We start from the raw sequence: 25,723 nt of genomic DNA, 5'->3' as shown, positions 1-25,723 counted from the left end.
GATGGCTGCCAGTGAAATTTCGCCCCAGTCCGAATACATTCAGCACCACTTGGTTCACTTGAGCAATATCGGCGGCAACCAGAAGGCCATCGCCGATTTCAGCGTCGTCAACTACGACTCTTTGTTCTGGGCGATCCTTACCGGCTTGGTCGTGGTGTACTTCCTGTGGCGTGCCGCTCGTAGCGCCACCTCCGGCGTGCCGGGGCGCTTCCAGGTGGCCGTCGAAATGCTCGCCGGCATGGTCGACGAAGAAGCCAAAAGCATCGTCCCCAGTGCGGTGTCGCGCCGCTTCATGTCGCCGCTGGCGCTGACCGTTTTCCTCTGGATCACGCTCATGAACACGCTCGACCTGGTGCCGGTCGACCTGATGGGCTGGATTTTCCGCATGACAGGCCTGGGCGCGCATCACGGCGATGTGCTGTATTACCACCGCATCCTGCCGACTGCCGACCTGAACGTGCCGCTGGGCATGTCGCTGGGCGTGCTGATACTGATGTTCTACTACGGCATCAAGATCAAGCATCCGGTGGGCTTCGTCAAGGAACTGTTCACTGCGCCCTTCCATGCGCACGGCATTCTGGGCGTGGTGCTGATTCCGTTCAACTTCCTGCTGAACGTCATCGAGTACCTGGCCAAGTTCTTTTCGCTGGGCATGCGGTTGTTCGGCAACATGTTCGCCGGCGAACTCATCTTCATGCTGATCGCCCTGCTGGGCGGCGCCTGGACGGGTTTCAACGCCATGAGCCTGGGCATGGGCATCGGGCATGTTATTGCCGGTTCGGTGTGGGCGATCTTCCACATCCTGATCATCCTGTTGCAGGCTTTCATTTTCATGATGCTGACTCTGGTGTACGTGGGCCAGGCCCACGAAGGCCATTGATGGTTTTCCGGCTGGCCGCCATGGCCGGCCGGAAGCGGGTTTCGTCTTCCGGGACGTCGTTTTTTTCTTTGACTTTTTGATTACAGGTTTTTAACCAAGGAGTTGTTATGACCAACGTTGCTTTCGTTGCTCTGGCTTGCGGTCTTATCATTGGTCTGGGCGCTATCGGCGCATGTATCGGTATCGGCCTGATGGGTGGCAAGTACCTGGAAGCTTCGGCTCGCCAGCCCGAGTTGATGAATGTGCTGCAAACCAAGATGTTCCTGCTGGCCGGCCTGATCGACGCGGCCTTCCTGATCGGCGTTGGTATTGCTATGTTGTTTGCGTTCTCCAACCCGTTCGTCGGGTAATGGATCGTTGCCCGCAGCCGCTGCGGGCGAGCGCCGTTTGTTGTACTTGGCTAGGCATGAGTATGCGACGGTCTGCGCACCAGGCTCGCGCTGGTGTTTACGTTGAACAATCGTAGTATTTAAGGGAAACGACCGTGAATTTAAACGCGACTCTATTTTTCCAGATGCTCGTGTTTTTCGTTCTGGGCTGGTTCACGATGAAATTCATCTGGCCGCCCCTGACGAAGGCTATGGACGATCGTCGCCAAAAGATTGCCGATGGCTTGTCCGCGGCTGAAAAGGGCAAGGCCGATCTGGCCCAGGCCCAGGCGCGCATCAGTCTGATCGAAGCATCGGCCAAGTCCGAGAACCATGCGCGCATGGTAGAAGCCGAGAAGCAGGCCGCCGTGCTGATCGAACAGGCGCGCCGCGAAGGCGAGGCCGAAAAGGCCCGCATCATCGCCCAGGCCAAGCAGGACGCCGCCCAGGAAGTGCAGCGTGCGCGCGACAGCCTGCGTGGCGAGGTCGCTACGCTGGCCGTCAAGGGCGCCGAGCAGATCCTCAGGCGCGAAGTCAATCCGCAAGTCCATGCCGAGCTGCTCGACCAGCTCAAGGCACAACTCTGATCAGGGCGAGCCATGGCTGAATTATCGACTATCGCCAGGCCCTACGCCGACGCCTTGTTCGAAGCTGCCAGCGACGAGCAGGCCAGTTTGGCGTCCTGGTCGGATCTGCTGGCCGAACTCGCCCAGGTGGCGGGTCTGGACAGCGTGCGCGAGGCCATGACGGATCCGCGCCTCGACGGCCCGCAGCGCGTCGAACTGTTCGAAGCGCTGATCAAGACGCCGCTGTCGGCGTATGCCCGCAATTTCATCGAGCTGCTCGTGGCCAACGGCCGCCTGCTGCTGCTGCCGCAGATCGCCGAGCAGTTCGAGGCGCTGAAGAACCGCCACGACGGAACCGCAGTGGCGCAAATCACCAGCGCCTTTGCACTCAGCGACGCGCAGACGCAGGAAATCGTCGCCGGCCTCGAGAAGAAATTCGGCCTCAAACTCAAACCTGTCGTAACCGTGGACGCATCCCTGATCGGCGGTGTGCGCGTCGTTGTCGGCGACCAGGTGCTCGATACCTCCGTGCAGGCCCAGTTGGCCCGCATGCGCGATACGCTGGCCGCTTGAAGCGCGCCGCATAACAGGATTCCAGGAGTCTCAACATGCAACTCAACCCGTCAGAGATCAGCGAACTGCTCAAGAGCCGCATCGAAGGTCTGGGCGCATCCACCGACGTACGCACGCAAGGCACGGTCGTGTCCGTGACCGACGGTATCACCCGCGTCCACGGCCTGTCCGATGTGATGCAGGGCGAAATGCTCGAATTCCCCAACAATGTCTACGGCCTCGCCCTGAACCTCGAGCGCGACTCGGTCGGCGCCGTGATCCTGGGTGACTACACCGGGGTTTCGGAAGGCGATTCGGTCAAGACCACCGGGCGCATTCTGGAAGTGCCGGTCGGCCCCGAACTGCGCGGCCGCGTGGTCGATGCGCTGGGCAACCCCATCGACGGCAAGGGCCCGATCAACGCCAAGGCCACCGACATCATCGAAAAGGTCGCCCCGGGCGTGATCGCGCGCCAGTCGGTGACGCAGCCGCTGCAAACCGGTATCAAGGCCATCGATTCCATGGTGCCTATCGGCCGCGGCCAGCGCGAGCTGATCATCGGCGACCGCCAGACCGGCAAGACCGCGGTGGCCGTCGACACCATCATCAGCCAGAAGGGCAAGGGCGTCACCTGCGTGTACGTCGCCATCGGCCAGAAGGCTTCCACCATCAATAACGTGGTGCGCAAGCTGGAAGAATACGGCGCGCTGGAATACACCATCGTCGTGGCCGCTGCCGCTTCCGAGTCGGCCGCCATGCAGTACCTGTCGGCCTACGCCGGCTGCACCATGGGCGAATATTTCCGCGATCGCGGCGAAGACGCGCTCATCATCTATGACGACCTGACCAAGCAGGCCTGGGCCTATCGCCAGGTGTCGCTGCTGCTGCGCCGCCCGCCTGGCCGCGAAGCCTACCCCGGCGACGTGTTCTACCTGCACTCGCGTCTGCTCGAGCGCGCCGCGCGCGTCAACGAACACTACGTTGAAAAATTCACCAACGGCGAAGTCAAGGGCAAGACCGGCTCGCTGACCGCGCTGCCCATCATCGAAACCCAGGCGGGCGACGTGTCGGCCTTCGTGCCGACCAACGTGATCTCGATCACCGACGGCCAGATCTTCCTGGAAACCGACCTGTTCAACGCGGGCGTGCGTCCGGCCATCAACGCCGGTATCTCGGTTTCGCGCGTGGGTGGTGCCGCCCAGACCAAGGTCATCAAGAAGCTGTCCGGCGGTATTCGTACCGACTTGGCCCAGTATCGCGAACTGGCGGCCTTCGCCCAGTTTGCCTCCGACCTCGACGATGCCACTCGCCGCCAGCTGGAACGCGGCAAGCGCGTGGTAGAACTGCTCAAGCAGCCCCAGTACCAGCCGCAGCAGGTCTGGGAACTGGCGGTCACGCTGTTCACGGTGAACAACGGCTACCTCGACGACGTGTCGGTCGAGCAAGTACTGGCCTTCGAGAAGGCGCTGAAGGATCACCTCAAGGCGCACAATGAAGCCATGATCAAGCGCATCGAAGACACCAAAGAATTGTCCAAGGACGACGAGACCGAACTGGTTTCCGCCCTTCAGGAATTCAAGAAGCACGGTGCTTTCTAAAGCTTGATGGCGGGGGCGAGGCGGCAGGCTGGCGCCGCCGCTCCCTCCAGCGCGTAGCGGGCCGGCAGGCCTGCAGCAACGTCCCGACAGGAACATTCGATGCCCGGAATCAAGGAAATCCGAACCAAGATCAAGAGCGTGCAGAACACGCGCAAGATCACCAAAGCCATGGAAATGGTGGCGGCATCCAAGATGCGCAAGGCGCAGGACAGGATGCGCGCCGGCCGTCCCTATGCCACCAAGATCCGCGAGATCGCCACCCACCTGATGCAGGCCAACCCCGACTACCACCACCCCTACACGGTCGACCCGGGTAGCCTGCGGGCCGTGGGCATCGTGGTCGTCTCCACCGACAAGGGCCTGTGCGGTGGCTTGAACACCAACGTCATGCGGCTGGTGCTGGCCCGCGTCCGCGAGTTCCAGGAAAAGGGAGCCAAGGTGCAGGTCACCGCGCTGGGCAACAAGGCCCTGGGCACGCTCAGCCGCATCGGCGTCAACCTGGTGTCCCAGGAAGTCCAGCTGGGCGATACGCCCAACCTGGAACGCCTGATCGGCGCGGTCAAGGTGCAGCTCGACGATTTCATCAATGGCAAGATCGATGCGGTCTACCTGGCCACCAATCGCTTCATCAACACCATGAAGCAGGATCCCAGCTTCATCCGCCTGCTGCCCCTGCCGCACGGCCTGGATCCCTTCCAGACCGAAGGCGTGACCAGCGAAGACACCCAGAACGTGGTGCAGTCCAGCCATGGCTGGGACTACCTCTACGAGCCGGACGCCCGCACCGTCATCGACGAATTGCTGATGCGCTACGTGGAAGGCCTGGTCTACCAGGCGGTCGCAGAGAACATGGCCTCCGAGCAATCGGCCCGGATGGTGGCCATGAAGGCCGCGTCGGACAATGCCAAGAAGGTCATCGGCGATCTGCAGCTGGTCTACAACAAGACGCGCCAGGCGGCCATCACCAAAGAAATTTCGGAAATCGTGGGGGGCGCTGCCGCGGTTTGAGTTTCGAACAGCAGGCATCCCGTCAAAGATATTTAGCAAGGACTAAACATGAGTAACGGAACCATCGTTCAGTGCATCGGCGCCGTGGTGGACATTCAATTCCCCCGCGACAGCATGCCCAAGATCTACGCCGCCCTGAAACTGGCGGACGACACCTCCGAGTTCGCCGAGAAGGGCCTGACCTTCGAAGTGCAGCAGCAGCTTGGCGACGGCGTGGTGCGTACCATTGCCATGGGCTCGTCCGACGGCCTGCGCCGCGGCATGGCCGTTAGCGATACCGGCGCGCCGATCTCGGTGCCGGTCGGCCAGGGCACCCTGGGCCGCATCATGGACGTGCTGGGCCGCCCCATCGACGACGTCGGCCCGATCGAAACTTCGGAAGTCCGCTCCATCCACCAAGATGCGCCGCGCTTCGACGAGCTGTCGCCTTCCGTGGAACTGCTCGAAACCGGCATCAAGGTCATCGATTTGGTCTGCCCTTTCGCCAAGGGCGGCAAGGTAGGCCTGTTCGGCGGCGCCGGCGTGGGCAAGACCGTGAACATGCTCGAACTCATCAACAACATCGCCAAGCAGCACAGCGGCCTGTCGGTGTTCGCCGGCGTGGGCGAGCGTACTCGCGAAGGCAACGACTTCTACCATGAAATGGCCGAAGCCGGGGTCATCAAGCTGGACAATCTGTCCGAATCTAAAGTGGCGATGGTGTTCGGCCAGATGAACGAGCCCCCGGGCAACCGTCTGCGCGTGGCGCTGTCGGGCCTGACGATGGCCGAGAAGTTCCGCGACGAAGGCCGCGACATCCTGTTCTTCGTCGACAATATCTACCGCTACACGCTGGCCGGTACCGAAGTGTCCGCCCTGCTGGGCCGCATGCCGTCGGCGGTGGGCTACCAGCCCACGCTGGCCGAGGAAATGGGCAAGCTGCAAGAGCGCATCACCTCTACCAAGACCGGTTCCATTACCTCGATCCAGGCCGTGTACGTGCCCGCCGACGACTTGACCGACCCGTCGCCGGCCACTACCTTCCTGCACCTGGACTCCACCGTGGTGCTGTCGCGCGACATCGCGGCGCTGGGTATCTACCCTGCCGTCGATCCGCTGGATTCCACCAGCCGCCAGCTCGACCCGCAGGTTGTGGGCGAAGAGCACTACGCGATTGCCCGCGGCGTGCAGCAGACCCTGCAGCGCTACAAAGAATTGCGCGACATCATCGCGATTCTGGGCATGGACGAACTGTCGCCGGAAGACAAGCAGGCCGTGGCCCGCGCCCGCAAGATTCAGCGCTTCCTGTCGCAGCCCTTCCACGTGGCCGAAGTGTTCACCGGCTCGCCCGGCAAGTTCGTACCGCTGGCCGAAACCCTGCGCGGCTTCAAGATGATCGTCGAGGGCGAGTGCGACGCGCTGCCCGAGCAGGCCTTCTACATGGTGGGTTCGATCGACGAGGCTTTCGAGAAAGCCAAGAAGATGCAATAAGGACGATATATGGCCAACCTGCATGTCGACGTGGTCAGCGCGGAACGCACGATTTTCAATGGTGAAGCGAAATTCGTGGTTCTGCCTGGCGAGTCGGGCGAACTGGGCATTCTGCCTGGGCACGCCCCGCTCATTTCGCGCATCACTCATGGCACCGTGAAGATCGTGCTCGCCGACGACAAGGGCGAGGAAAACATCTTCGTGGCCGGCGGCATTCTGGAAGTGCAGCCGGGCGCGGTCACGGTGCTGTCCGATACCGCCATCCGTGCGGCCGACCTCGACGAGGCCAAGGCCCTGGAAGCGCGCAGCCGCGCCGAAGAGACCTTGCGCAACACCAAGGACAAGGCCGATATCGCGGTGGTCGAAGCCGAGCTGGCGATGCTGGCCGCGCAGGCCGCGGCCGCGCGCAAGCTGCGTCAGGGACGTACCTCGCACTGAAGACGGCGCCGGGGGCGGCGGGCCGGTTCCCGCGTCCCTGGTTCTGGATGGACAAGCTGTAAAAAACACAGGCGCCTGTGCCGGGAGCCTGTGTTTTTTTATGATGCCTGCCGCCTGCCGCCTGCCGCCTGCCGCCTGCCGCCTGCCGCCTGCCGCCTGCCGCTTGTCGCTTATCGTCAGCGGCATCGGCTTCCACGGGCCAGCGTCGTGCATACTGCGCGTGGTCGCGGGTCGCGGGTCGCGGGTCGCGGGTCGCGGCCTGGGCCCCGACCTCCCGGCCCAAAGCTTCGCGTCCGTCGTGTGGCGGCTTCATCGGCATCGGCTTCGCGCCTTATGCTTACGCACCCTGCAGTACCTCTGCCAGTGTGGAAAACAACTGGTCGATCTGCGGCTTGTCGACTACCAGTGGCGGCGACAGCAGCATGGCGTCGCCCGACGAGCGGATCAAGCTACCCTTTGCCAGGCAAGCCTGGTGCACGGCGTAGCCGCGCTTGCCGGCCTGGCCCGGCAGCGGCTCTAGTTCTACCGCCGCCAGCAAGCCGATATTGCGGATGTCCACCACCCCGGGCAGGCCGCGCAGCGCGTGCGCGGCGTCTTCCCAATAGGGTTCCAGCTCGCGGGCGCGCTGCGCCAGGCCTTCGCGCTGGTGGATGGCCAGGGTCGCCAGGCCGGCGGCGCAGGCTACCGGATGGCCGGAATAGGTGTAGCCGTGCGAAAACTCTATGGCGCCCTCGGGGGCGTCCATATAGGCCTGGTAGACGGCCTCGCGCACCAGTGTGGCACCCATGGGAATGGCGCCGTTGGTCAGGCCCTTGGCGCAGGTGAGGATGTCCGGCTGTACGCCGAAGCGCTCGGAGGCATAGGCTGCCCCCAGCCGCCCGAAGGCGCAGATCACCTCGTCGAAAATCAGCAGGATTCCGTGTTTGTCACAGATTTCCCGCAGGCGCTGCAGGTAGCCCTGGGGCGGAACCAGCACGCCGGTGGAGCCGGCCACCGGCTCGACGATCACGGCGGCTATGGTCGAGGCATCGTGCAGCGCGACTATGCGTTCGAGTTCGTCGGCCAGGTGCGCGCCCCAGGCCGGCTGGCCGTGCGTGTAGGCCATTTGCGAACGGTCGTAGGTGTGCGGCAGGTAATCGACGTAGGGCAGCAGGTTGCCGAAGTTCTTGCGGTGCCCGCCTATGCCGGATACGGACAGCCCGCCGAAACCCACGCCGTGGTACGAGCGTTCCCGGCCGATCAGCCGCACCCGCTGGCCCTGGCCGCGTGCCTTGTGGTAGCCGAGCGCGATCTTCAGCGCGGTGTCCACGGCTTCGGAGCCCGAATTCGAGAAGAACACCCGGGACAGGTCGCCGGGAGCCTGGGCGCACAGCGCCTCGGCGAACTGGAAGGCCAGGGGATGCCCCATCTGGAATGAAGGGGCATAGTCCAGCTGGTGCGCGCAGTGCGCAATGGCCTGGACGATTTCGGGCCGGCGGTGGCCGGCATTGACGCACCACAGGCCGGCGATGCCGTCCAGCACCTTGCCGCCGTCGGGCCGCTGGTAATACATGCCCTCGGCCGCATCGAACAGCACCGGGTCGCGTTTGTAGCGGCGGTTGGCCGTGAACGGCATCCAGTAGGCTTCGGGATCGAGCGGGGCGGGCGGCTGGGCGGACATGATGTGGGTGTGGGCGGCGGGTCGGCGCCGCTCCGATGATGATTGTTGCTAATATTTTGTACTAATAAAATAAAAAATACAATAAGGCCATTGATCCCCCACTGCTCCCCATAGCCACCTATTGGTCTCTTATTCCGGCCTCGGGTGTCAACGCAGGTTGAGGCCTGACCTGGTCAGCATTACATCGGCGCTAACACACCGGCGCTAACACACCGGCACTAACATTCAGGGACTACAGGCCTGGTCTTGCACAGGGCGCTCGTGGCGAGGCTGGGTGTAAGGGCAGGCCGGGCGACGGCCGGCCATGGGCGGCTGCGTGGCGGCGGCCGCTATGTGGGCAGGCTGGGTGGGCAATACAGCCGCGGCGCCCGGGCCGGAGTACCGGTCGCGGGAGCCGGTGTGCGTCAAGAGGCCTGCAGCGAGGTTTTCAGGTGGTGTCGCAGCAACTGGGCCGCCCAGTCCCGATCGCCGGCCTTCAGGGCGGCGATGATCTGCAGGTGTTCCTGGCTGGAGGCGACGAAGCGTGCATCGCGATAGAAGGCGGCGTGCTCTTCCAGGCGCCGCAACTGGTTCTGCTGCTGGATTGCCTGCAGGATGAAGCGGTTGCCCGAAAAGCGCGCCAGCATTTCGTGGAACGCGGTATTCAGGGCGAAGAAGTCGGTGGCCGAGATGGCCGCGCCGGGTCGCGTCAGTAACTGTTCGTGGGCCGTGCGCATGCGCTCGAGTTCGGCGTCGTCGGTACGGAATTCGGGTTCGAGCAGGCCGGCGCATTCAACCGCTATGCGGAAGCGGTAGCTTTCGGCCAGCGCATACGGGCTTTCCAGCGAGGGTACGAATTGCCAGCCGTAGCCCTTGCGTTTTTCAATGAGGCCGTCGGCCGACATGCGCAGCAGGGATTTGGTGATCGTGCTGCGCGTAACCCCATAGCGCTGTCCGAGTTCGCGCTCGATCAGGGGGCCGGGCAACTGCCGGGCCACATGGTCGTCGAGCAGGCGGCGGTAGAGCTCGTCGGGGGTCGGCTCCTGGCTTTCGATGCGCGGACGCGGCGCATTTGCCGGCAGTGCATTGACACGATAGCCGCGGTTCGGGTGATAAGTGATGAGGCCCTTGTCGGCCAGTAGCCGCAGGGCGCCGCGGATGGGCGTGCGGGACACCTGGAACTGCCGTGCCAGCGGCTCTTCGGACAGGTGGTCGCCGGCCTGTATGTCGCGCGTATAGATAAGCTGCGCGATGCGCCGCGCCAGATCCACTTGCAGCGAGGTCGGGGGGGCCGGGGATGCGGGGCTGGGCATGTCGGGCATCGGAGTGCGCGAGTGTAGGGGTAGCGGCGCAGACTGCGTACTTGAACTTGAACATGGTAGCAGACAGTGCCCTTGTTCCAAGGAGTTGCCGAACGTCTCTGGGGAAAACCCTGGTTTTGGCTTTGATTGGCGACTAATACAGAGTGATATCGGGTCGCTGCGGCGCGCCGGACAGCCGGTCGCCTCGGGCAATTCCCGGCCGGATGCCCGCGATTGATGTAGGTACTTACCGACTTCCGACAATTCCGGATATCCGCACGGCGGCTTCCTGACTATTCTTGTCCTGCCTATTCATCCAGCAGAAGGAGACAGACATGAACAAGCGTCCGTACGTCGGCAAAAGGGGGCGGCCATGAGAGAACGTCTGGATTGCGTGTTGGTGGCCACGCCGGGCTGCGGCCCCTGGGTGCGCCCCTGGCTGGGCAGCCATGCGGGCGGGCGCCTGCACATACAGTTGTTCGAAACCGGCGGCGACCCCGCGCTGGCCGATTCCTGCGCTTTCCTCGCCGCCGCGGCAATACAACTGCGCCGCTACGATGCCTGCTTGCTGCCGGTGTCAGAATGCAATCTTGCCTGGGTGCGTACGGCCTTGTCTTCGGCACGCGGCATGCTCGCCACGCCGCTGCTGAGCCTGGTGCGCCAGCTCAAGGCCGCAGCCCTGAACGATCTGTACGCCTTGGGTGTGGCCGATTTCGCACGCGACCCCTTCTGCATCGAAGAATTGCGGGTGCGCATCGAGCGCCTGCTCGACGACCGCCGCTACCCCCAGCGCGCGGCGGCTCTGGTATCGCCGCTGTGTTCGCCGGGGCCGCAAGACCCGGCCGCTTATGCACATGCCCCGCCGGGCGCCGGCGGCGACGCCGCGCTGGAACAGGCGCTGTGCGCCAACATCCTGGAACGCAGCGGCCACGAACTCGAAGCCTACGCCATCGCCAGCGCCACGCGCAGCGCCACCAGCCGCGAATCGTTCCGCGCCGCCAAAAGCAAGGTGGTGGAACGCTTCGAGCGCGCCTACATCAGCGCGGCCCTGGACAAGCATTCCGGCAACATCGCCATGGCCGCACGTGCGGCCCAGAAGCACCGGCGCGCCTTCTGGGCGCTAATGCGCAAGCACCAGATCGATGCCGCTCCTTATCGCCCTGAACCGCAGGGCGGCCATCCGCGCCGTGGCGGGCCGGGGCCGGCAGCGGGTAGTCCGGGCGGGTAAAATCAGGCCTGCATTCGAACAAGGAAAACCGTGCCGTCCTTCCCCCCGCTCAAAAACGATGTGCTGCTGCGCGCACTGCTGCGCGAATCCGTGCCCTATACCCCGTTGTGGCTGATGCGCCAGGCGGGGCGCTATCTGCCCGAATACAACCAGACCCGCGCGCGCGCAGGCTCGTTCATGGCCATGGCACAGAACCCAGAGCTTGCCTGCGAGGTCACGCTGCAGCCGCTGCTGCGCTACCCGCTGGATGCCGCAATACTCTTTTCCGACATCCTCACCGTACCCCACGCCATGGGCCTGGGCTTGCAATTCCTGCCCGGCGAAGGGCCGCGGTTTTCCAGCCCGCTGCGCAGCGCCGCCGACGTCGCCCGCCTAGCCGTGCCCGACATGGCGGAACTACGCTATGTTTTTGACGCGGTTGCCCTGATCCGCCGCGAACTCGACGGCAAAGTGCCCCTTATCGGCTTTGCCGGCAGCCCCTGGACCATCGCCTGCTACATGGTAGAAGGCCAGGGTTCCGACGATTACCGCCTGGTCAAGGGCATGATGTACAGCAGCCCGCAACTGCTGCATCGCGTGCTCGACATCAATGCCCGCGCCACTGTCGAATACCTCAACCGCCAGTCCGAGGCCGGCGCCCAGGCACTGATGCTCTTCGACAGCTGGGGCGGTGTGCTGGCCGACGGCTTGTTCCAGGAATTTTCGCTGGCCTATACGCGCCAGGTGCTCGAAGGGCTGGTGCGCGAGCGCGATGGCCGGCGGGTACCGGTCATCGTATTCACCAAGGGCGGCGGCGCGTGGCTCGAACAAATCGCCGCTTGCGGCTGCGACGCCGTGGGGCTCGACTGGACGGTCAATCTGGCCCAGGCACGCCGCCGCACTGCCGACCGGGTTGCCCTGCAGGGCAATCTCGACCCCATGGCGCTGTTCGGCGGCGAGCCCGCCATACGCCAGCAGGCGCGCCGCGTACTGGACGATTTCGGCCCCGTAGGGGCCGGCGGCCACGTATTCAACCTGGGCCATGGCATCTCGCGCCATACCTCCCCAGAGGCCGTCGCAACCCTGGTCGATGAAGTGCGTGGCTATAGCGCCGCTTTGCATGGCGTGGCATAAAAAACCCCGCTAAGCGCTTGTTTTTATAGGGCGAGATGCAAGTTGTGCACATAGGCGTATTGCTATGCACAAGATATGCCAGAAGCTCAGTTACTATCTTAATGAAATTCATAATATATTGATATTTAAAAGAAAAATATCAAATTTAATGTTTCTTACAATAGCCTCATGCCAGTGCGGATTGACTTTCCCAGAGTTCTTCTTCAAATTTTCCCCAAAGTTATCCACAAGGCGTGTATGAATTGTGGAAAGCGGCTGTGCGTGGGGCGTACGGGGCTTCTTTTAAGAAAGTACTTTAAATATTGTTCAGCATCGGGCCGGTGTCGTGATTACGCCGGCTCCTGATCCCAAGGGGGCCGGCGTGCCTGGCTCCAATGCGGCTCTTGTTCCGGGCGAGGGCACGCCTGCCCAGCCTGCGGCCCCGTCCACAGAGCCCCTCGCCGTGCAAGGCACGTCCGCTGTGTCGTGGCTGCGCGTGGCGCTCGACGTGCCCTTGCCCGGCCTGTTCGATTACCGCAGCGATTGTCCCGTTGCTGTGGGAACCCGCGTCATCGTGCCTTTCGGGCGGCGCCGCATGGTCGGGGTTGTGGTGGAAACACCGGCTGTGCCGGCGCTGGCCGAGGCTTCGATCAAGGCCGTGGAACAGGTGCTGGACGATTTGCCGCCGCTGCCTGCCGATTGGCTGGCGCTGGCCGGCTTTGCCGCCCAGTACTACCAGCGTCCCCTGGGTGAAGTCATGCTGCCGGCGCTGCCGGCCAGCCTGCGCAAGGTGTCGGCATACCAGGGGCCACGGTCGGCGGGTGGCCCGGTGCAGCGCAGCGACAAGCGCCGGCCGGCGGCGCCGCACGCGGTCGCCGCAGAGCCGGCCCCGGGCCTGAACGCCCAGCAGGCCGAGGCGGTACACGCCATTACCGCCATACAAGGGCATCGCACCGTGTTGCTGCATGGCGTCACGGGCAGCGGCAAGACCGAGGTCTACCTGCACGCCGCCCAGCCGGTGCTGCAACGCGGCGGCCAGGTGCTGTTCCTGGTGCCCGAGATCAACCTTACCCCGCAGCTGGAACAATCCTTGCGGTCGCGCCTGGGCTGGCCCGACGCCCCGGCCGCCTTGGCGGTGCTGCACAGCGGCCTGGCCGAGGGCGAACGCCTGCGCGCCTGGCTTGCCGCCCAGCGCGGCCAGGCACAGGTGCTGCTTGGCACGCGCCTGTCCATCTTTACTCCCTTGCCCAGGCTGGGGCTGATCATCGTCGACGAAGAGCACGATGCCTCTTACAAGCAGCAAGACGGCCTGCGTTATTCGGCCCGCGATCTGGCCGTCTGGCTGGGCCGCGACAGGGGGATCCCGGTGGTGCTGGGCTCGGCCACGCCGTCGCTGGAGTCCTGGTATCACGCCGAGCGCGGCCACTATCTGAAGCTGACCCTGTCGCAGCGCGCCCGCCAAGTGGAACTGCCCGCGATCCGCCTGGTCGACACCCGGCGCTTGGCGCTGCAGCAGGGCTTTTCCCCACAGTTGCTCGAGGCCTTGGGCGCGCGGCTCGAACGCGGCGAGCAAAGCCTCATATTCCTTAATCGCCGCGGCTATGCGCCCGTGCTCAGCTGCGCGTCCTGCGGCTGGGTCAGCCAGTGCCCGCGGTGCAGCGCCTACACCGTGCTGCACCGCGCCGCCGGCCGCATGGGGGCGGGGCACCGCCAGCGCCTGCATTGCCATCATTGCGGCTACCAGGCTCCGGTGCCTGCCGCCTGCCCCGACTGCGGCGACCAGGATCTGCGCCCGATGGGGCGCGGCACCCAAAGGGTCGAGGAACACCTGGCCGAATTCTTCCCGCAGGCGCGCATTGCCCGCATCGATGCCGACAGCACGCGCCGCAAAGGCAGCGCGGCGCAATTGTTCGCCCAGGTGCATGCCGGCCAGGTCGACATCCTGGTGGGCACGCAAATGGTGGCCAAGGGGCACGATTTCACCAATTTGGGACTGGTCGGGGTTCTGAACGCCGATGCCATGCTTTTCGCGCACGACTTCCGCGCGCCCGAACGCCTGTTCGCCCAGCTCATGCAGGTGGCGGGCAGGGCGGGGCGCCATGTGCGCGGCGGCGAAGTCATCGTCCAGACCGACTACCCCGAACAAGCTGTGTACCAGGCCTTGCTGCGGCACGATTACACGGGCTTCGCGCAGTACAGCCTGGCCGAACGGGAATCCATCGGCCTGCCGCCCTATGCCTACCAGGCCTTGCTCACGGCCGAGGCGCGGGAACTGGCCGTGGCGCTGGAATTCCTGGGCCGGGCCCGCACCTTGCTGCAAGAGCTGGCCGCAGAGTGCGGCGCCGCGCTGTCCCTGTACGACCCCATTCCCCTGCGGGTGGTGCGGGTGGCCAATATCGAGCGTGCCCAGTTGCTCGTCGAAAGCCGCCACCGTCCCAGCCTGCAGGCCAGCCTGGCCCGCTGGATGCCGCGCCTGCCCGATGCGGCCGACGGTTTACGCGTGCGCTATCAACTTGAAGTCGATCCGCTCGAGATCTGAAGTGCCGTCCGCGTATCATGTCTGCTGTATTTGTTTTTGATTGTTCTCGTCCGCTTGGCGGCATGGCGCCGCCGCACCCGATCCGCTTTTTTCATGATGTCCCCTGGCCATACCCTAGCCCCCGGTTTGAATCCCACGCAGCGCGAAGCCGTTCTTTACCTGGACGGCCCCTGCCTGGTGCTAGCGGGGGCCGGCAGCGGCAAGACGCGGGTCATTACCCAGAAAATCGCCTATCTGCTGCGTGAATGCGGCTATATGGGCCGCCATGTGGTGGCGCTGACCTTCACCAACAAGGCCGCGCGCGAAATGAGCGAGCGTGTCAAGACGCTGGTCGATTCCAGCCTGGCCAAGGGCCTGACGGTCAGCACCTTCCATTCGCTGGGCGTGCGGTTTTTACGCGAAGAGGCCCGCCACGCCGGCCTGAAATCGGGGTTTTCCATACTGGATGCCAACGACGCGCTGGGCATCATCCAGGAAATGCTCGCCACTACCGACAAAGGGCGGCTGCGCACGGTGCAGCAGACGATCTCGCTGTGGAAAAACGCCCTGATGGATCCCGACGCCGCCGAGCGCGCGGCCGCCACGCCGGGGGAAGTCGAGGCCGCCCGGCTGTATCGCAGCTACGATGCCACGCTGGCGGCGTACCAGTCGGTGGATTTCGACGACTTGATACGCCTGCCGGCACGCCTGCTGGAACAGAACCCAGAGGTGCGCGAACGCTGGCAGGCGCGCGTGCAATACTTGCTGGTGGACGAATACCAGGACACCAATCTTTGCCAGTACCGTCTGGTGCAGCTACTGACCGGCCGGCGCGCCATGTTCACCGCGGTGGGCGACGACGACCAGGCCATCTATGCCTGGCGTGGCGCCACGGTCGAGAACCTGGCCAAACTCACTGAAGACTATCCGGGCCTGCGCATCATCAAGCTGGAACAGAATTACCGTTCGGTGCAGCGCATCCTGGCGGCGGCCAACCAGGTCATCGGCCACAACCCGAATATCTTCGGCAAGAAGCTGTGGTCGGATCTGGGGGCGGGCGAGCCCATACAGGTGACGCCCATGGACAGCGAAGAGGCCGAGGCGGAATCGATTGCCGTGCGCCTGTCGGCGGCGCGCTTCGAGCGCCGTGCCGAGTGGCGCGACTTTGCGGTGCTGTATCGCAGCAACCACCAGGCCCGCATCCTAGAGCAGGCCCTGCGCAATCTGCGCATACCCTATACGATTTCCGGCGGCCAGAGCTTCTTCGACAAGGCCGAGGTGCGGGACATTCTGGCGTATCTGCGCCTGATCGCCAATGACGACGACGACCCGGCATTCATCCGCGCCGTCACCACGCCGCGCCGCGGCATCGGCCAGACGACCCTGCAGGTTCTGGGGGAGTTCGCGGCCGTACGCCAGGTTTCGCTGTTCGCGGCAATTCCCGAGATCGGGCTGGCCCAGGGCCTGGCGCCCAGGCAGCTCGAGCCGCTGCAGGTATTTGGCGAATTCATCCGGCGCATGCAGTGGCGCGCCGGGCGCGGGCGCGCAGCCGGGGAGGCAAAATCCTCCGAACCGGCGGGCGCCATCCTCGACGATCTGCTCGGTGCCATCCAGTACGAGCGCTATCTATATGACACCCTGGAAGAGCGGCCGGCGCAGACGCGTTGGCAGAATGTGCTGGAACTGGTGGGATGGCTCAAGCGCAAAGCCGAGGAAGATGGGCTGAATCTGCTGGATCTGGTGCAGCACGTGGCGCTGGTGACCATGCTCGAGCGCGGCGAGGACGAAGAGCCCGATGCGGTCAAGCTGTCGACCCTGCACGCTTCCAAGGGCCTGGAGTTTCCGCACGTCTATCTGGCCGGGGTGGAAGAGGGCCTGCTGCCCCACATGGGGCGCGATGAAGAATACGGGGATCCGGCCAAGGCCGCCGAATCGCTGGAGCAGCGCATCCAGGAAGAGCGGCGCCTGATGTATGTGGGCATTACGCGGGCGCAGCGCAGCCTGCACCTGAGCTGGTGTCGCAAGCGGCGCCGCGCGCGCGAAGACGTGGTGCGCGAGCCGTCGCGGTTCATCGAAGAAATGGGCCTGGGCGAGGCGAAGATCGAAGAAGATCCCGCCACCCAGGCCCTGAGCCCGAAGCAGCGCCTGAGCATGCTGAAGGCCTTGCTAAAACGCCCGGGCTGAGCACCCGGGCGTTTTATGCGAATTCGCGATCAAAAAGACAACGGTGTTGCTTTGCGTAGTTGTTTTTTGATCGCGAATTCGTTTCGCGCCGTGCTTGCGCCGGCAGTTGGCAGTGCGGGGCAGTTTGTGCCGACAAGCAAATTGCTTGCCAGCCTACCTGCCCTGCTTGGCCGATTACCAGCGGGTACCGCCGTAGTACATGCCGCGGGCGCGGGCTTCGGCCATCGTGGCGCCGACGTCGGAGCAGAATTCGGCAAAACCCACCAGGCCGCGCTTGATGGCGGAGAAAGCGGACTTGAGGGCTGTCGCAATCGAAACCGACTCGCCGCAGCTCAGCGCGTTGCGCGTAACAGTGCGCTCGATGGAATCGCTCAAACGGGTGTATTCGTAGTAGGTTATGCTGGACATGCTGTTCACCTAAGTAAGGCTGTTGTGTTGATGTATGAATTATAGGGTAAACCCTAGGATAAAAGCAAGGGTTTTCCCTAATGTGCCTCAGGGTGTTGCAGAACGTCCACTCTTTCCTGCGCAAGAGCCCCGGCCCAGACCTCGGCCAGGGCTCTTGCCTATGGGATCATTTCGGGATGCAGATTTGCTGCAGTGCGCAATTCAATAACGGGACAAGGATCCGAGCTCGCCGGAACATAGGAGCGGCGGAACATAGGAACGCTGGAACATAAGCAGACAGATGAAGCCCGCGGCAAGTCGCGGCCAATTTCAGTGTTTCAGCGGGCTAGAGCAACTTCGGTGCAAATGTTTACCGAGTTTTCACGGCACACCTGATGCCGCGCCTTTAAAGGCGCGGCGGGTGTAAACATCTGAACCAAAAACGCGCTAGCCCTTTTCCCGCGCAAAAAAGCGCCGGAACGCATCCTGTGCCTCGGCCGACTGCAGCCTGGCCCGGAAATTGTCCCGCTCATTGTCGAAGGCGCGCGCCAGCGGCTCGCGCTGTGCCTGTTTCAGCATGTGCTTGGTCAGCCTGAGGGCGGCCACGGGCAGCTTGGCCAAGGTGTCGGCCTGGGCCCGGGCGTCGGCCAGGGCCTGGCCGGCCGCGGATACTGCCGTGACCAGCCCGGCCTCACAGGCCTGCCTGGCGTCGAAGGGCTCTGCCGCCAGCAGCCAGCGCGCCGCGTTGCGCGACCCGGCAATCTGCGCCATGAGCAGACTGGAGCCGCCCTCCGGGCATAGGCCCAGGGCCACGAAGGGCATGCGCAGGCGCGCCGTCTCGCTGGCATAGACGAAATCGCAATGCTGCAGCAAGGTTACCCCGATGCCGACCGCCTGGCCTTCGACCGCGGCGATCACTGGTATATCCAGGTCGGCCAGGGTGCGCAGAAAGGCCAGCGCCGGGCTGTCGTTTTCGTCGCGCGGCGCCTGGAAGTCTTTCAAGTCGTTGCCGGCCGTGAAGTGGCCCCCGGCCCCGCTGAGGATGACGGCCCGGCATTCCGGGTCGGCGGCCGCGGCCAGCAGCGCCGCCTTCATTTCCGTGTACATGGCCGCATTGATGGCGTTGCGTTGCTGCGGCCGGTCGATCAGGACCTCGTAGCGTTTGTCGGAGTGCGTAGTCTTGATCATGTTCATGTTCATGCAATTCCGGGTTGGGCAAAGCCGTCGTGCAGCGCTGCGCAGCCCTGCAGGTATTCTTGCCGCAAGGTGGCGACGATGTGCGCGACGTCTTCGATGCTGTCTATGTTGCCGACCCCTTGGCCCGCGCCCCAGATGTCTTTCCAGGGCTTGCTGCGCGTGCTGCCGAAGTTGGTGGCGGTGGGCTGCGGGGCCGGCAGATTGTCGGGGTCCAGCCCGGCGGCGCTGATGCTGGGCTTTAGGTAGTTGCCGGGTATGCCGGTGAAAAACGGCGTGTACAGGATGTCGCTGGCCTGCGACTGCACCAGCATGTTCTTGTAGGCTTCCTGGGCACGCGCCTCGGTGCTGGCGATGAAGCGCGTACCCACATAGGCGAAGTCGGCGCCCATGGCGCGCGCGGCGAGTATGTCCTGGCCGCGTGAAATGGCACCCGACAGGGCAATCGGGCCGTCGAAGATCTTGCGCACCTCGCCCAGCAGAGCGAAGGGGCTGAGGGTGCCGGCGTGGCCGCCGGCGCCCGAGCACACCAGTATCAGGCCGTCGACGCCGGCTTCCAGGGCCTTGCGCGCGTGGCGCAGGGTGGTGACGTCGTGGAAGACTCGGCCGCCCCAGGCGTGAACCTTCTCGACCACCTCGCCGGGGGCCCGCAGGCTGGTAATAATGATGGGCACCCTGTGTTCCGCGCACACGGCAAGGTCGTCCTGCAGGCGGTCGTTGGATTGATGAATGATGTGGTTGATGGCGTAGGGGGCGGGCGGGCATTGCGGTCTGGCCTTGCGCAGCCCGGCCAAGCCCGAGTCTATCTGTTCCAGCCATTGCGCCAGCAGGCTTTGCGGCCGCGCATTGAGCGCCGGCATCGAGCCGACGATGCCGCTGGCGCATTGCGCGACCACCAGTTCGGGGCCCGAGACGATGAACATTGGTGCCGCGATGACGGGCAGCGTGAGGTCGCGGTAGAGCTGTTCGACCAGGGGGTGGGGCATGGGGCGGTATCTCCTGTATCTTGGGCCGGTATCGTGGGCCTGTATCGGGTCTTGTATCGGGCCTGTTTTGGGCTTGTATCCTGGGCCGGCGTCAGCGCTATGGTAGCCGCATTCGGCCGGCCGGCGCCGGCGTCCGTCCGCGGCATGGGCGGCGGCTTTGGATCCCGGGCCGCAACTTGGGGCACAATAGCTCTTTCCCGTCATCGTCATCCCTCATCCGGATCCAAGAACCCCAAAACTGCCCATTATGTCTTTGCGTCCCGCTCCACTGACCGACATCCGTGTCCTCGATCTCAGCCGCGTGCTTGCCGGCCCCTGGTGTACCCAGAACCTTGCCGATCTCGGCGCCGAGGTCATCAAAATAGAGCGCCCCGGCACAGGCGACGACACCCGCGCCTGGGGGCCTCCGTACGTCAAGGATCAGCAAGGGCAGGACACGACCGAGGCGGCCTACTATGCCTCGGCCAATCGCAACAAGCTGTCGGTGGCCGTCGACATCGCCAGCCAGCGGGGCGCCGACCTGGTGCGTGCGCTGGTGCGCCAAAGCGATATCCTGGTCGAGAATTTCAAGGTGGGCGGCCTGCGCAAATACGGCCTGGACTACGACAGTCTCAAAGAGCTCAACCCGGCGCTGATCTATTGCTCGATCACCGGCTTCGGCCAGACCGGCCCCTATGCCAGCCGCCCCGGCTACGACTTCCTGATGCAGGGCATGGGCGGCCTGATGAGCATCACCGGCGAGCGCGACGACCTGCCCGGGGGCGGCCCGCAGAAGGCCGGCGTGGCGGTGGCCGACCTGATGACCGGCATGTATTCCACGGTGGCGATCCTGGCGGCCTTGCACGAACGCGGCCGCAGCGGGCTGGGCCAGCACATCGACATGGCCCTGCTGGACTGCCAGGTCGCCATGCTGGCGAACCAGAACCTGAATTTCATGACCTCCGGCAAGGCGCCGCGCCGTGCCGGCAACGCCCACCAGAACCTGGTTCCGTACCAGGTGTTCGCCGTCAGCGACGGCCACCTGATCGTGGCGGTGGGCAACGATTCGCAGTTCCGCGCTTATTGCAAGGTGATCGAACGCCCCGAGCTGGCACAGGACGAGCGCTTCCGCACCAATCCGGGCCGAGTGGTCAATCGCGATCAGCTCATTCCCATCCTGGTCGAAGTCATGAAGACGCGGGCCCGCGACCATTGGCTGGCCGAACTGGAACGCGCCGGCGTGCCCGGCGGCCCCATCAACACCATAGACCAGGTGTATCAAGACCCGCAGGTGCAGGCGCGCGGCATGCAAATGTCGCTGCCGCACGCCAGCGCCGGCCAGGCGCCGGTCGGCGCCAGCCCGATACGCCTGTCGGGCAGCCCGGTCAGCTACCGTCATGCCGCGCCCCTGCTCGGCGAGCACACCGCGCAGGTGCTGCGCGAACGGCTGGGCATGTCGGACGAGGAAATCCGTGAATTCACGGGCTGAGGCGCCGGCCGCTCGGCGGGGGACTGCGTCGCATCCGAGGCGGCCCGCATTATAGGGCCCGGGCGGGGCGCGCAGGCTGTCGAGCCGCCGCCCGGCCCGCTTGCCCGGCCTGGTCTGCTTAATTCGGCCTATGCGGCCCGGCCTACGCGGCGCGACCTGCGCGGCCCGGCCTACGCGGCTCGAACCGTTTATCATCAATAGAGCCCGTGCCGCTTGCGGACGGGGTGTCTGGAGGAAATACCCATGAAAAGCATACAAACCATAGGCATCGTTGGCGCAGGCGCCATGGGCCGGGGCATCGCCCAGATCGCCGCGCAGGCCGGCCTGGACGTGCTGCTATACGATCTGAGCCAGGATGCCGTGGCCGCGGCGCGCGACAGCCTGCAGCAGGTCTGGAACAAGCTGGTGGCCAAGGGCAAGATCAGCGCCGATGCGGCCGCCGCGGCGCTGCAGCATGTGCACCCTTGCGCCGACCTGCGGGCCATGAGCGCCGCGGATCTGGTCATCGAGGCCGTCGTCGAACGCCTCGACATCAAGCGCGAGCTGTTCCAGAAGCTCGAGACTATAGTTTCCGAGAACTGCATACTGGTTTCCAACACCTCGTCACTGTCCATCACCGCGATAGCCGCGGCCTGCGTCAGGCCGGGGCGCGTGGCGGGCTACCACTTCTTCAACCCGGTGCCGCTGATGAAGGTGGTCGAGATCATTGACGGCCTGCGCACCGAGCCCGCCGTGGGCGACGCGCTGATGGAGCTGGCACGCACCATGGGGCACACGCCGGTGCGCGCCAAGGACATGCCGGGCTTCATCGTCAACCACGCCGGGCGCGGCATGAACATCGAAGGGTTGCGCGTGGCGCAGGAAGCCGTCGCGCCCTTCCACCGGGTCGACGAAATCATGCGCGACCAGGCGGGCTTCCGCATGGGGCCGTTCGAGCTGCTGGATCTGACCGCGCTGGACGTCTCGCATCCGGTAATGGAGTCGATCTACCGCCAGTTCTACGACGAGCCGCGCTTCCGTCCTTCGCCGATCACCGCGGTGCGCCTGGCCGGCAAGCTGGTGGGCCGCAAAGTGGGCGAGGGCTTCTACACTTATCCGGAAGGAAAGAAGCAGGTTCCCGCCGACCCGCCGGTGCCCGCGGCCAAGCCCGGCCTGAAGGTGTGGCTCGCGCCCTACCATTCCCTGGGGCACAAGCGCGCCGCCGCGCTGTTCAAAGACCTGGGCGCCTCGGTGGTGGCCAGTGATCATCCGCCGGCCGACGCCCTGATCGTGGTAACGCCCTATGGCGAAGACACTTCTACCGTGATCGCCGCCCATCAGCTCGATGGCGCCCGGGCTGTGGCGCTGGATACCTTCTTCGGCCTGGAGCAGGGCAAGCGCCGCGTGCTCATGTGCTCGCCCGTCACCGAACCGCAATGGCGCGACGCGGCCCATGCGCTGCTGGCGTCGGACGGCACCCCTGTCTCGGTCATCGATGATTCCGCCGGTTTCGTTGCACAACGCATAGTCGCGACCATCATCAACGTGGCGGCCGACATCGCCCAGCAGGCCATCGCAACCCCGCAGGACATAGACCTGGCCGTGTCCCTGGGCCTGGGGTATCCGCGTGGCGGCCCGCTGTCCATGGGCGATGCCCTGGGGGCCGCGCAAGTGCTTGAGATCCTGCGCAATATGTATCACGTGACCGGCGACGACCGCTATCGCGCCAGCCTTTGGCTGCAGCGCCGGGTGCAGCTGGGTTTGTCGCTGCGTGCCGAGCCGGTCTGCCGGGCGGCCGGCTGATACGGCTTTGCGATCCAAATGGCAGCCAAACGGCAGCCGCCTCGAGATAACAGCGTTGCCGTACTCGTGCTTATTTGTACTGCTACGGCTCTGCACCTTGTTTTCTCGACGCGCTCGCCGCCTTGATCGCAGGCCTGTATGAATCAGTGGCGGCGGTGCCGACTTCGGCAGTGGTAGCGGCAGTGGCAGAATAAACGCTGCCATTGAAAACAAAGAGCCGACATGCATCTGCATGTCGGCTCTTTGTCGCGTTTCAGCCGCGCGGTTTCGATTTCGCCGCGCAGTTGAAAGCTGGGGGTTACTTGGCGTTTTCAACCATATACGAAACGGCATCGCGCATTTGCGCATCGGTGGCCTGCGAGCCGCCGCGGGGAGGCATGGGGCCGACACCGTGTATGGCGTTCTTCACCATGGTGTCGATGCCGGTCTTGATGAACGGCTCCCAGGATGCCTTGTCGCCGAACTTGGGGGCGCCCATGACGCCAGCCGCATGGCAGGCGAAGCACACCGACTTGTAGAGCTTTTCGCCTTCGGCAAGATCGACCTTCTGCGCCGCGGGGGCTGCAGGTGCCGCGGCTGGGGCCGGCTGGGCCGCAGCAGCAGGGGCAGCCGCTGGGGCGGCCTGGGCGGGTGCAGGAGCCGGAGCGGCGGCCGGGGCTGCGGCGGCCACGGCCGGAGCAGCCGCGGGCTTGTTCGAAGCCGGCGGAGGCGGCTCCTTGAACGAGGCGCCGGACTTGTTGGCCATGTAGGCTACGGCGCGCGCCATTTCATAGTCGCTGAGCGAGGGGTTGCCGCCCTTGGGAGGCATGGCCTTGATGCCGTGGATGGCATTCTTGACCATTTCTTCGTAGCCGGTCTTGATGAACGGCGCCCAGGCCCCGTGGTCACCGATCTTGGGGGCTCCGGCCACGCCGGCCGTATGGCAGGCGGTACAGGTGGATTCGAACACTTGCTGCCCGGTCTTGTACACCTTGGGCGCGTTGGCATCGACCAGATCCAGGCTGGCTACGGGCTTGATGCGAGCCTCGATGGCCTTGGGCTGAAGGGCGTCGGAGCCGGCGCCGGTTTGCACGCCGGCGGACACCAGGTGGGCCAGCATGACGAGCACGGAAATGGGGATCAGGAATGACAGGATAACGGTGATGAGAAGCTGTTTGGGGGTCTTGATGAGGCCCTCGCTTTCCCCTGCGTGTGCGTCGACGTGCTCTTCTGTGTTGTTCATGATGAATCCTGCGTATACGTGATTCCTGGGCTTTTTATTGCGCCCGAGTATTCTTTGCCAAGGTTTGAAGACGGAAGGCCAGCACCGTCTCGAAGTGCTTGTTCACCACCCAAAGCTGCGATTATACCGGGACTGCCGTTACAGTGCAGATTACCCGCGCAACGCCCGCGGTGGCCGGGCCTGCGCGGCGGCTGTGCACTTGCCGGCCCGCGCGGCCCGTGCGATTTTCGCAAACACGCTACAATAGCGACCCTTGCGCCCGTAGTTCAATGGATAGAATGGGAGTCTCCGAAGCTCTTGATACAGGTTCGATTCCTGTCGGGCGCGCCAGATCTGTTGCTGATCTCGCGACAATTGCCTGCCTCCCTGGCGGGCTTCTACCTACGCCACCCGGCCTGAAAGAGTTGAAGTTCGGCATCGCTGATTCGAATGCCGCATGCGGTACGGGGTGTGCCCGAAGTTTTCATTTTTCCCTCTTCCTTTTGTATCGAGTATCTAGCCAGCAATGCGGCTAGTGGCGGATCTTGCGCCACGCCCGGATGAGTTCGATTGCGGGTGGCCGCAGCCTTGCTGCTCGGGTTTGGACTGCGCCCATCTCTTGCTCGATCCTGCTGATTGATGATTCGTTGCCGGTCGGAATGACACAGCAGTTTCCCAGTCTTTCGCTCAATTAATAGTTGACAGCACTATCGCCTACGCCTAGTATGCTTACTATAAGATTGTAAACAAAGTGATTGATACCAATAAACAAGCTGCTCGTTTTCTAATAACTACTGTTCGGCTTTTTGGATGCCTCGAATGGCCATGGAGAAGACAAGATATGTTCGTTAGCAAACATATAAGAAGCTACGTAATTGCCGTCGGGTTCATGTCAGCATGTGCAGCTCATGCCGCCTATCCTGACCGCCCCATAACCGCAATCGTGCCGTTCCCGCCCGGAGGGAGTGTGGATCCTATTGCCCGCCTGGTCGTCGAGCAAATGCGTGCCGACCTGGGAGCCGAGGTCATAATTCTCAATAAGCCTGGCGCAGGAGGCACCTTGGGCACGGCTGATGTGGCACGAGCCAAGCCGGATGGCTATACCATCGGTTTTACAACGGTGGGCCCTCTGACGAGTCAGCCGCATCTTCGTCCGACACTGAGATATAACGAAGATTCGTTCGAGTACATCTGCCGAACGCACGTCACCCCGCAGGTGTTTGTCGTCAAGAAAGACTCCCCGTATAAATCGTTGAAGGATTTCGTCGCGGCTGCGAAGAAGAATCCGGGGAAACTCACGATAGCGTCTACGGGTGTGGGTTCAATACCCCATCTGGCTGCCATCGCGTTTGCAGACAGTGCCGGCTTCAAGTGGCAGCATATTCCCACTAAAGGTGATGGAGATGCCTCGGTTCTGGCCGCCTCGGGGCAGATCACTGCATGGGTGGCGGGCATACAAAGCTTTGGCCCGCTAGAAAGCCGGCTGCGTGCTTTAGGCATATTGGAAGCCAAACGTAGTCCATTGTTGCCGGATGTGCCTACGTTCAAAGAACAGGGCTATGACGTCGAGTCTGCAGGTTGGGGAGGCATGATTGCCCCCAAAGGAACGCCTGCTGCCATCATCGAGCGGCTGACGCAAAGCTGCGACAAGGCTACTCATACGGCCAAATTCGAGCAGATATTGAAAACTATGCGGATACCTCAGGGGTATTTGGACGCTCGAAAGTTCAAAGCATCTGTTCAAAGAGAGTCTTCTCTATATAAGAAAATTATTAAGGAAGAGGGGATCACTCTTGATCAATAACGCGGGAGAAGGCAAGGGAGCACGATTGTGGCGCGTACGATGGGTGGTGTAGATGATTG

The 25,723-nt window shown here is 63.9% G+C and carries 21 protein-coding genes and 1 tRNA gene; 16 read left to right on the top strand and 6 right to left on the bottom strand.

Annotation, left to right across the window (positions count from 1 at the left end; all coding sequences use genetic code 11):
- The first annotated feature begins 1 nt into the window (after nucleotide 1).
- The 8 genes from atpB to CEY11_RS13265 all read left to right on the top strand — a co-directional run bounded on the left by atpB (nucleotide 2) and on the right by CEY11_RS13265 (nucleotide 6,880).
- Nucleotides 2–880 (top strand): F0F1 ATP synthase subunit A, encoded by an 879-nt coding sequence (gene atpB, locus CEY11_RS13300; RefSeq protein WP_088603885.1) that lies wholly within the window; start codon nucleotides 2–4, stop codon nucleotides 878–880.
- 107 nt (nucleotides 881–987) lie between these two features.
- On the top strand, nucleotides 988–1,230 hold the full coding sequence (atpE, locus tag CEY11_RS13295) for a F0F1 ATP synthase subunit C (protein WP_088603884.1): 243 nt from the start codon (nucleotides 988–990) through the stop codon (nucleotides 1,228–1,230).
- 134 nt (nucleotides 1,231–1,364) lie between these two features.
- Nucleotides 1,365–1,835, top strand: coding sequence for a F0F1 ATP synthase subunit B (locus CEY11_RS13290; RefSeq protein ID WP_088603883.1), 471 nt, complete (start codon nucleotides 1,365–1,367; stop codon nucleotides 1,833–1,835).
- A gap of 12 nt (nucleotides 1,836–1,847) precedes the next feature.
- Nucleotides 1,848–2,387: a F0F1 ATP synthase subunit delta gene (locus CEY11_RS13285; RefSeq protein ID WP_088603882.1), complete on the top strand. Its 540-nt coding sequence runs from the start codon at nucleotides 1,848–1,850 to the stop codon at nucleotides 2,385–2,387.
- A 35-nt stretch (nucleotides 2,388–2,422) separates the two neighbouring features.
- On the top strand, nucleotides 2,423–3,964 hold the full coding sequence (atpA, locus tag CEY11_RS13280) for a F0F1 ATP synthase subunit alpha (RefSeq protein WP_088603881.1): 1,542 nt from the start codon (nucleotides 2,423–2,425) through the stop codon (nucleotides 3,962–3,964).
- A 99-nt stretch (nucleotides 3,965–4,063) separates the two neighbouring features.
- The gene (atpG, locus tag CEY11_RS13275) at nucleotides 4,064–4,972 is read left to right on the top strand and encodes a F0F1 ATP synthase subunit gamma (protein WP_088603880.1); all 909 of its coding nucleotides are present in this window, start codon (nucleotides 4,064–4,066) and stop codon (nucleotides 4,970–4,972) included.
- 48 nt (nucleotides 4,973–5,020) lie between these two features.
- The gene (gene atpD / locus CEY11_RS13270) at nucleotides 5,021–6,442 is read left to right on the top strand and encodes a F0F1 ATP synthase subunit beta (protein WP_088603879.1); all 1,422 of its coding nucleotides are present in this window, start codon (nucleotides 5,021–5,023) and stop codon (nucleotides 6,440–6,442) included.
- A gap of 9 nt (nucleotides 6,443–6,451) precedes the next feature.
- Nucleotides 6,452–6,880, top strand: a complete 429-nt coding sequence (locus tag CEY11_RS13265) for a F0F1 ATP synthase subunit epsilon (RefSeq protein ID WP_088603878.1) — start codon at nucleotides 6,452–6,454, stop codon at nucleotides 6,878–6,880.
- Between the two features lie 337 nt (nucleotides 6,881–7,217).
- On the opposite strand, the gene CEY11_RS13260 is transcribed toward CEY11_RS13265, so the two are convergent.
- Nucleotides 7,218–8,540: an aspartate aminotransferase family protein gene (locus CEY11_RS13260; protein ID WP_088603877.1), complete on the bottom strand. Its 1,323-nt coding sequence runs from the start codon at nucleotides 8,538–8,540 to the stop codon at nucleotides 7,218–7,220.
- A 404-nt stretch (nucleotides 8,541–8,944) separates the two neighbouring features.
- Nucleotides 8,945–9,832 carry a GntR family transcriptional regulator gene (locus tag CEY11_RS13255; RefSeq protein WP_088604032.1) on the bottom strand — a complete coding sequence of 296 codons (888 nt, stop codon included), beginning with the start codon at nucleotides 9,830–9,832 and terminating at the stop codon, nucleotides 8,945–8,947.
- Nucleotides 9,833–10,193: 361 nt separating this feature from the next.
- Between CEY11_RS13255 and CEY11_RS13250 the strand changes: the two genes are divergently transcribed.
- The 4 genes from CEY11_RS13250 to CEY11_RS13235 all read left to right on the top strand — a co-directional run bounded on the left by CEY11_RS13250 (nucleotide 10,194) and on the right by CEY11_RS13235 (nucleotide 16,842).
- Nucleotides 10,194–11,048 (top strand): helix-turn-helix domain-containing protein, encoded by an 855-nt coding sequence (locus tag CEY11_RS13250; RefSeq protein ID WP_143322827.1) that lies wholly within the window; start codon nucleotides 10,194–10,196, stop codon nucleotides 11,046–11,048.
- Between the two features lie 30 nt (nucleotides 11,049–11,078).
- Nucleotides 11,079–12,161, top strand: a complete 1,083-nt coding sequence (gene hemE / locus CEY11_RS13245; RefSeq protein WP_088603876.1) for a uroporphyrinogen decarboxylase — start codon at nucleotides 11,079–11,081, stop codon at nucleotides 12,159–12,161.
- A 469-nt stretch (nucleotides 12,162–12,630) separates the two neighbouring features.
- Entirely contained in the window at nucleotides 12,631–14,679 is a 2,049-nt protein-coding gene (locus tag CEY11_RS13240) for a primosomal protein N' (RefSeq protein WP_088604031.1), read from the top strand.
- A 93-nt stretch (nucleotides 14,680–14,772) separates the two neighbouring features.
- Nucleotides 14,773–16,842, top strand: a complete 2,070-nt coding sequence (locus CEY11_RS13235) for a UvrD-helicase domain-containing protein (protein ID WP_408608126.1) — start codon at nucleotides 14,773–14,775, stop codon at nucleotides 16,840–16,842.
- A gap of 174 nt (nucleotides 16,843–17,016) precedes the next feature.
- On the opposite strand, the gene CEY11_RS13230 is transcribed toward CEY11_RS13235, so the two are convergent.
- The 3 genes from CEY11_RS13230 to CEY11_RS13220 form a co-directional block, all read right to left on the bottom strand.
- Nucleotides 17,017–17,250, bottom strand: coding sequence for a hypothetical protein (locus CEY11_RS13230; RefSeq protein WP_088603875.1), 234 nt, complete (start codon nucleotides 17,248–17,250; stop codon nucleotides 17,017–17,019).
- Nucleotides 17,251–17,676: 426 nt separating this feature from the next.
- A complete protein-coding gene (locus CEY11_RS13225) occupies nucleotides 17,677–18,423 on the bottom strand; it encodes an enoyl-CoA hydratase-related protein (protein WP_233154876.1) in 747 nt (248 codons plus the stop codon).
- Between the two features lie 2 nt (nucleotides 18,424–18,425).
- On the bottom strand, nucleotides 18,426–19,409 hold the full coding sequence (locus CEY11_RS13220; protein ID WP_088603874.1) for an NAD(P)H-dependent flavin oxidoreductase: 984 nt from the start codon (nucleotides 19,407–19,409) through the stop codon (nucleotides 18,426–18,428).
- A gap of 247 nt (nucleotides 19,410–19,656) precedes the next feature.
- Here CEY11_RS13220 and CEY11_RS13215 point away from each other — a divergent pair, with 247 nt between their 5' ends.
- Nucleotides 19,657–20,877: a CaiB/BaiF CoA transferase family protein gene (locus CEY11_RS13215; RefSeq protein ID WP_088603873.1), complete on the top strand. Its 1,221-nt coding sequence runs from the start codon at nucleotides 19,657–19,659 to the stop codon at nucleotides 20,875–20,877.
- A gap of 243 nt (nucleotides 20,878–21,120) precedes the next feature.
- Complete coding sequence (locus CEY11_RS13210) at nucleotides 21,121–22,659, top strand: 3-hydroxyacyl-CoA dehydrogenase (RefSeq protein WP_088603872.1); 1,539 nt, start codon at nucleotides 21,121–21,123, stop codon at nucleotides 22,657–22,659.
- 298 nt (nucleotides 22,660–22,957) lie between these two features.
- On the opposite strand, the gene CEY11_RS13205 is transcribed toward CEY11_RS13210, so the two are convergent.
- Nucleotides 22,958–23,881, bottom strand: a complete 924-nt coding sequence (locus CEY11_RS13205) for a c-type cytochrome (protein WP_088603871.1) — start codon at nucleotides 23,879–23,881, stop codon at nucleotides 22,958–22,960.
- Between the two features lie 255 nt (nucleotides 23,882–24,136).
- On the opposite strand from CEY11_RS13205, the gene CEY11_RS13200 reads away from it, so the two are divergent.
- Nucleotides 24,137–24,211, top strand: a tRNA-Arg gene (locus CEY11_RS13200).
- Nucleotides 24,212–24,827: 616 nt separating this feature from the next.
- Nucleotides 24,828–25,664: a tripartite tricarboxylate transporter substrate binding protein gene (locus CEY11_RS13195; protein ID WP_158215308.1), complete on the top strand. Its 837-nt coding sequence runs from the start codon at nucleotides 24,828–24,830 to the stop codon at nucleotides 25,662–25,664.
- The last annotated feature ends 59 nt before the right edge of the window (nucleotides 25,665–25,723 follow it).

Source organism: Candidimonas nitroreducens, from assembly GCF_002209565.1.
In the GTDB taxonomy this organism is placed as follows: Bacteria; Pseudomonadota; Gammaproteobacteria; order Burkholderiales; family Burkholderiaceae_B; genus Candidimonas; species Candidimonas nitroreducens.
The sequence above is the reverse complement of the archived record's forward strand: the minus strand, read 5'-3'. Positions and strand labels throughout refer to the sequence as shown.

Excerpts from the sequence above, each read along its gene's own strand:
- atpB (WP_088603885.1), top strand. The coding sequence starts at position 2 with ATGGCTGCCAGTGAAATTTCGCCCCAGTCCGAATACATTCAGCACCAC.
- atpE (WP_088603884.1), top strand. The coding sequence starts at position 988 with ATGACCAACGTTGCTTTCGTTGCTCTGGCTTGCGGTCTTATCATTGGT.
- CEY11_RS13285 (WP_088603882.1), top strand. The coding sequence starts at position 1,848 with ATGGCTGAATTATCGACTATCGCCAGGCCCTACGCCGACGCCTTGTTC.
- atpA (WP_088603881.1), top strand. The coding sequence starts at position 2,423 with ATGCAACTCAACCCGTCAGAGATCAGCGAACTGCTCAAGAGCCGCATC.
- atpG (WP_088603880.1), top strand. The coding sequence starts at position 4,064 with ATGCCCGGAATCAAGGAAATCCGAACCAAGATCAAGAGCGTGCAGAAC.
- atpD (WP_088603879.1), top strand. The coding sequence starts at position 5,021 with ATGAGTAACGGAACCATCGTTCAGTGCATCGGCGCCGTGGTGGACATT.
- CEY11_RS13265 (WP_088603878.1), top strand. The coding sequence starts at position 6,452 with ATGGCCAACCTGCATGTCGACGTGGTCAGCGCGGAACGCACGATTTTC.
- CEY11_RS13260 (WP_088603877.1), bottom strand. The coding sequence starts at position 8,540 with ATGTCCGCCCAGCCGCCCGCCCCGCTCGATCCCGAAGCCTACTGGATG.
- CEY11_RS13255 (WP_088604032.1), bottom strand. The coding sequence starts at position 9,832 with ATGCCCAGCCCCGCATCCCCGGCCCCCCCGACCTCGCTGCAAGTGGAT.
- CEY11_RS13250 (WP_143322827.1), top strand. The coding sequence starts at position 10,194 with ATGAGAGAACGTCTGGATTGCGTGTTGGTGGCCACGCCGGGCTGCGGC.
- CEY11_RS13235 (WP_408608126.1), top strand. The coding sequence starts at position 14,773 with ATGATGTCCCCTGGCCATACCCTAGCCCCCGGTTTGAATCCCACGCAG.
- CEY11_RS13230 (WP_088603875.1), bottom strand. The coding sequence starts at position 17,250 with ATGTCCAGCATAACCTACTACGAATACACCCGTTTGAGCGATTCCATC.
- CEY11_RS13225 (WP_233154876.1), bottom strand. The coding sequence starts at position 18,423 with ATGAACATGATCAAGACTACGCACTCCGACAAACGCTACGAGGTCCTG.
- CEY11_RS13220 (WP_088603874.1), bottom strand. The coding sequence starts at position 19,409 with ATGCCCCACCCCCTGGTCGAACAGCTCTACCGCGACCTCACGCTGCCC.
- CEY11_RS13215 (WP_088603873.1), top strand. The coding sequence starts at position 19,657 with ATGTCTTTGCGTCCCGCTCCACTGACCGACATCCGTGTCCTCGATCTC.
- CEY11_RS13210 (WP_088603872.1), top strand. The coding sequence starts at position 21,121 with ATGAAAAGCATACAAACCATAGGCATCGTTGGCGCAGGCGCCATGGGC.
- CEY11_RS13205 (WP_088603871.1), bottom strand. The coding sequence starts at position 23,881 with ATGAACAACACAGAAGAGCACGTCGACGCACACGCAGGGGAAAGCGAG.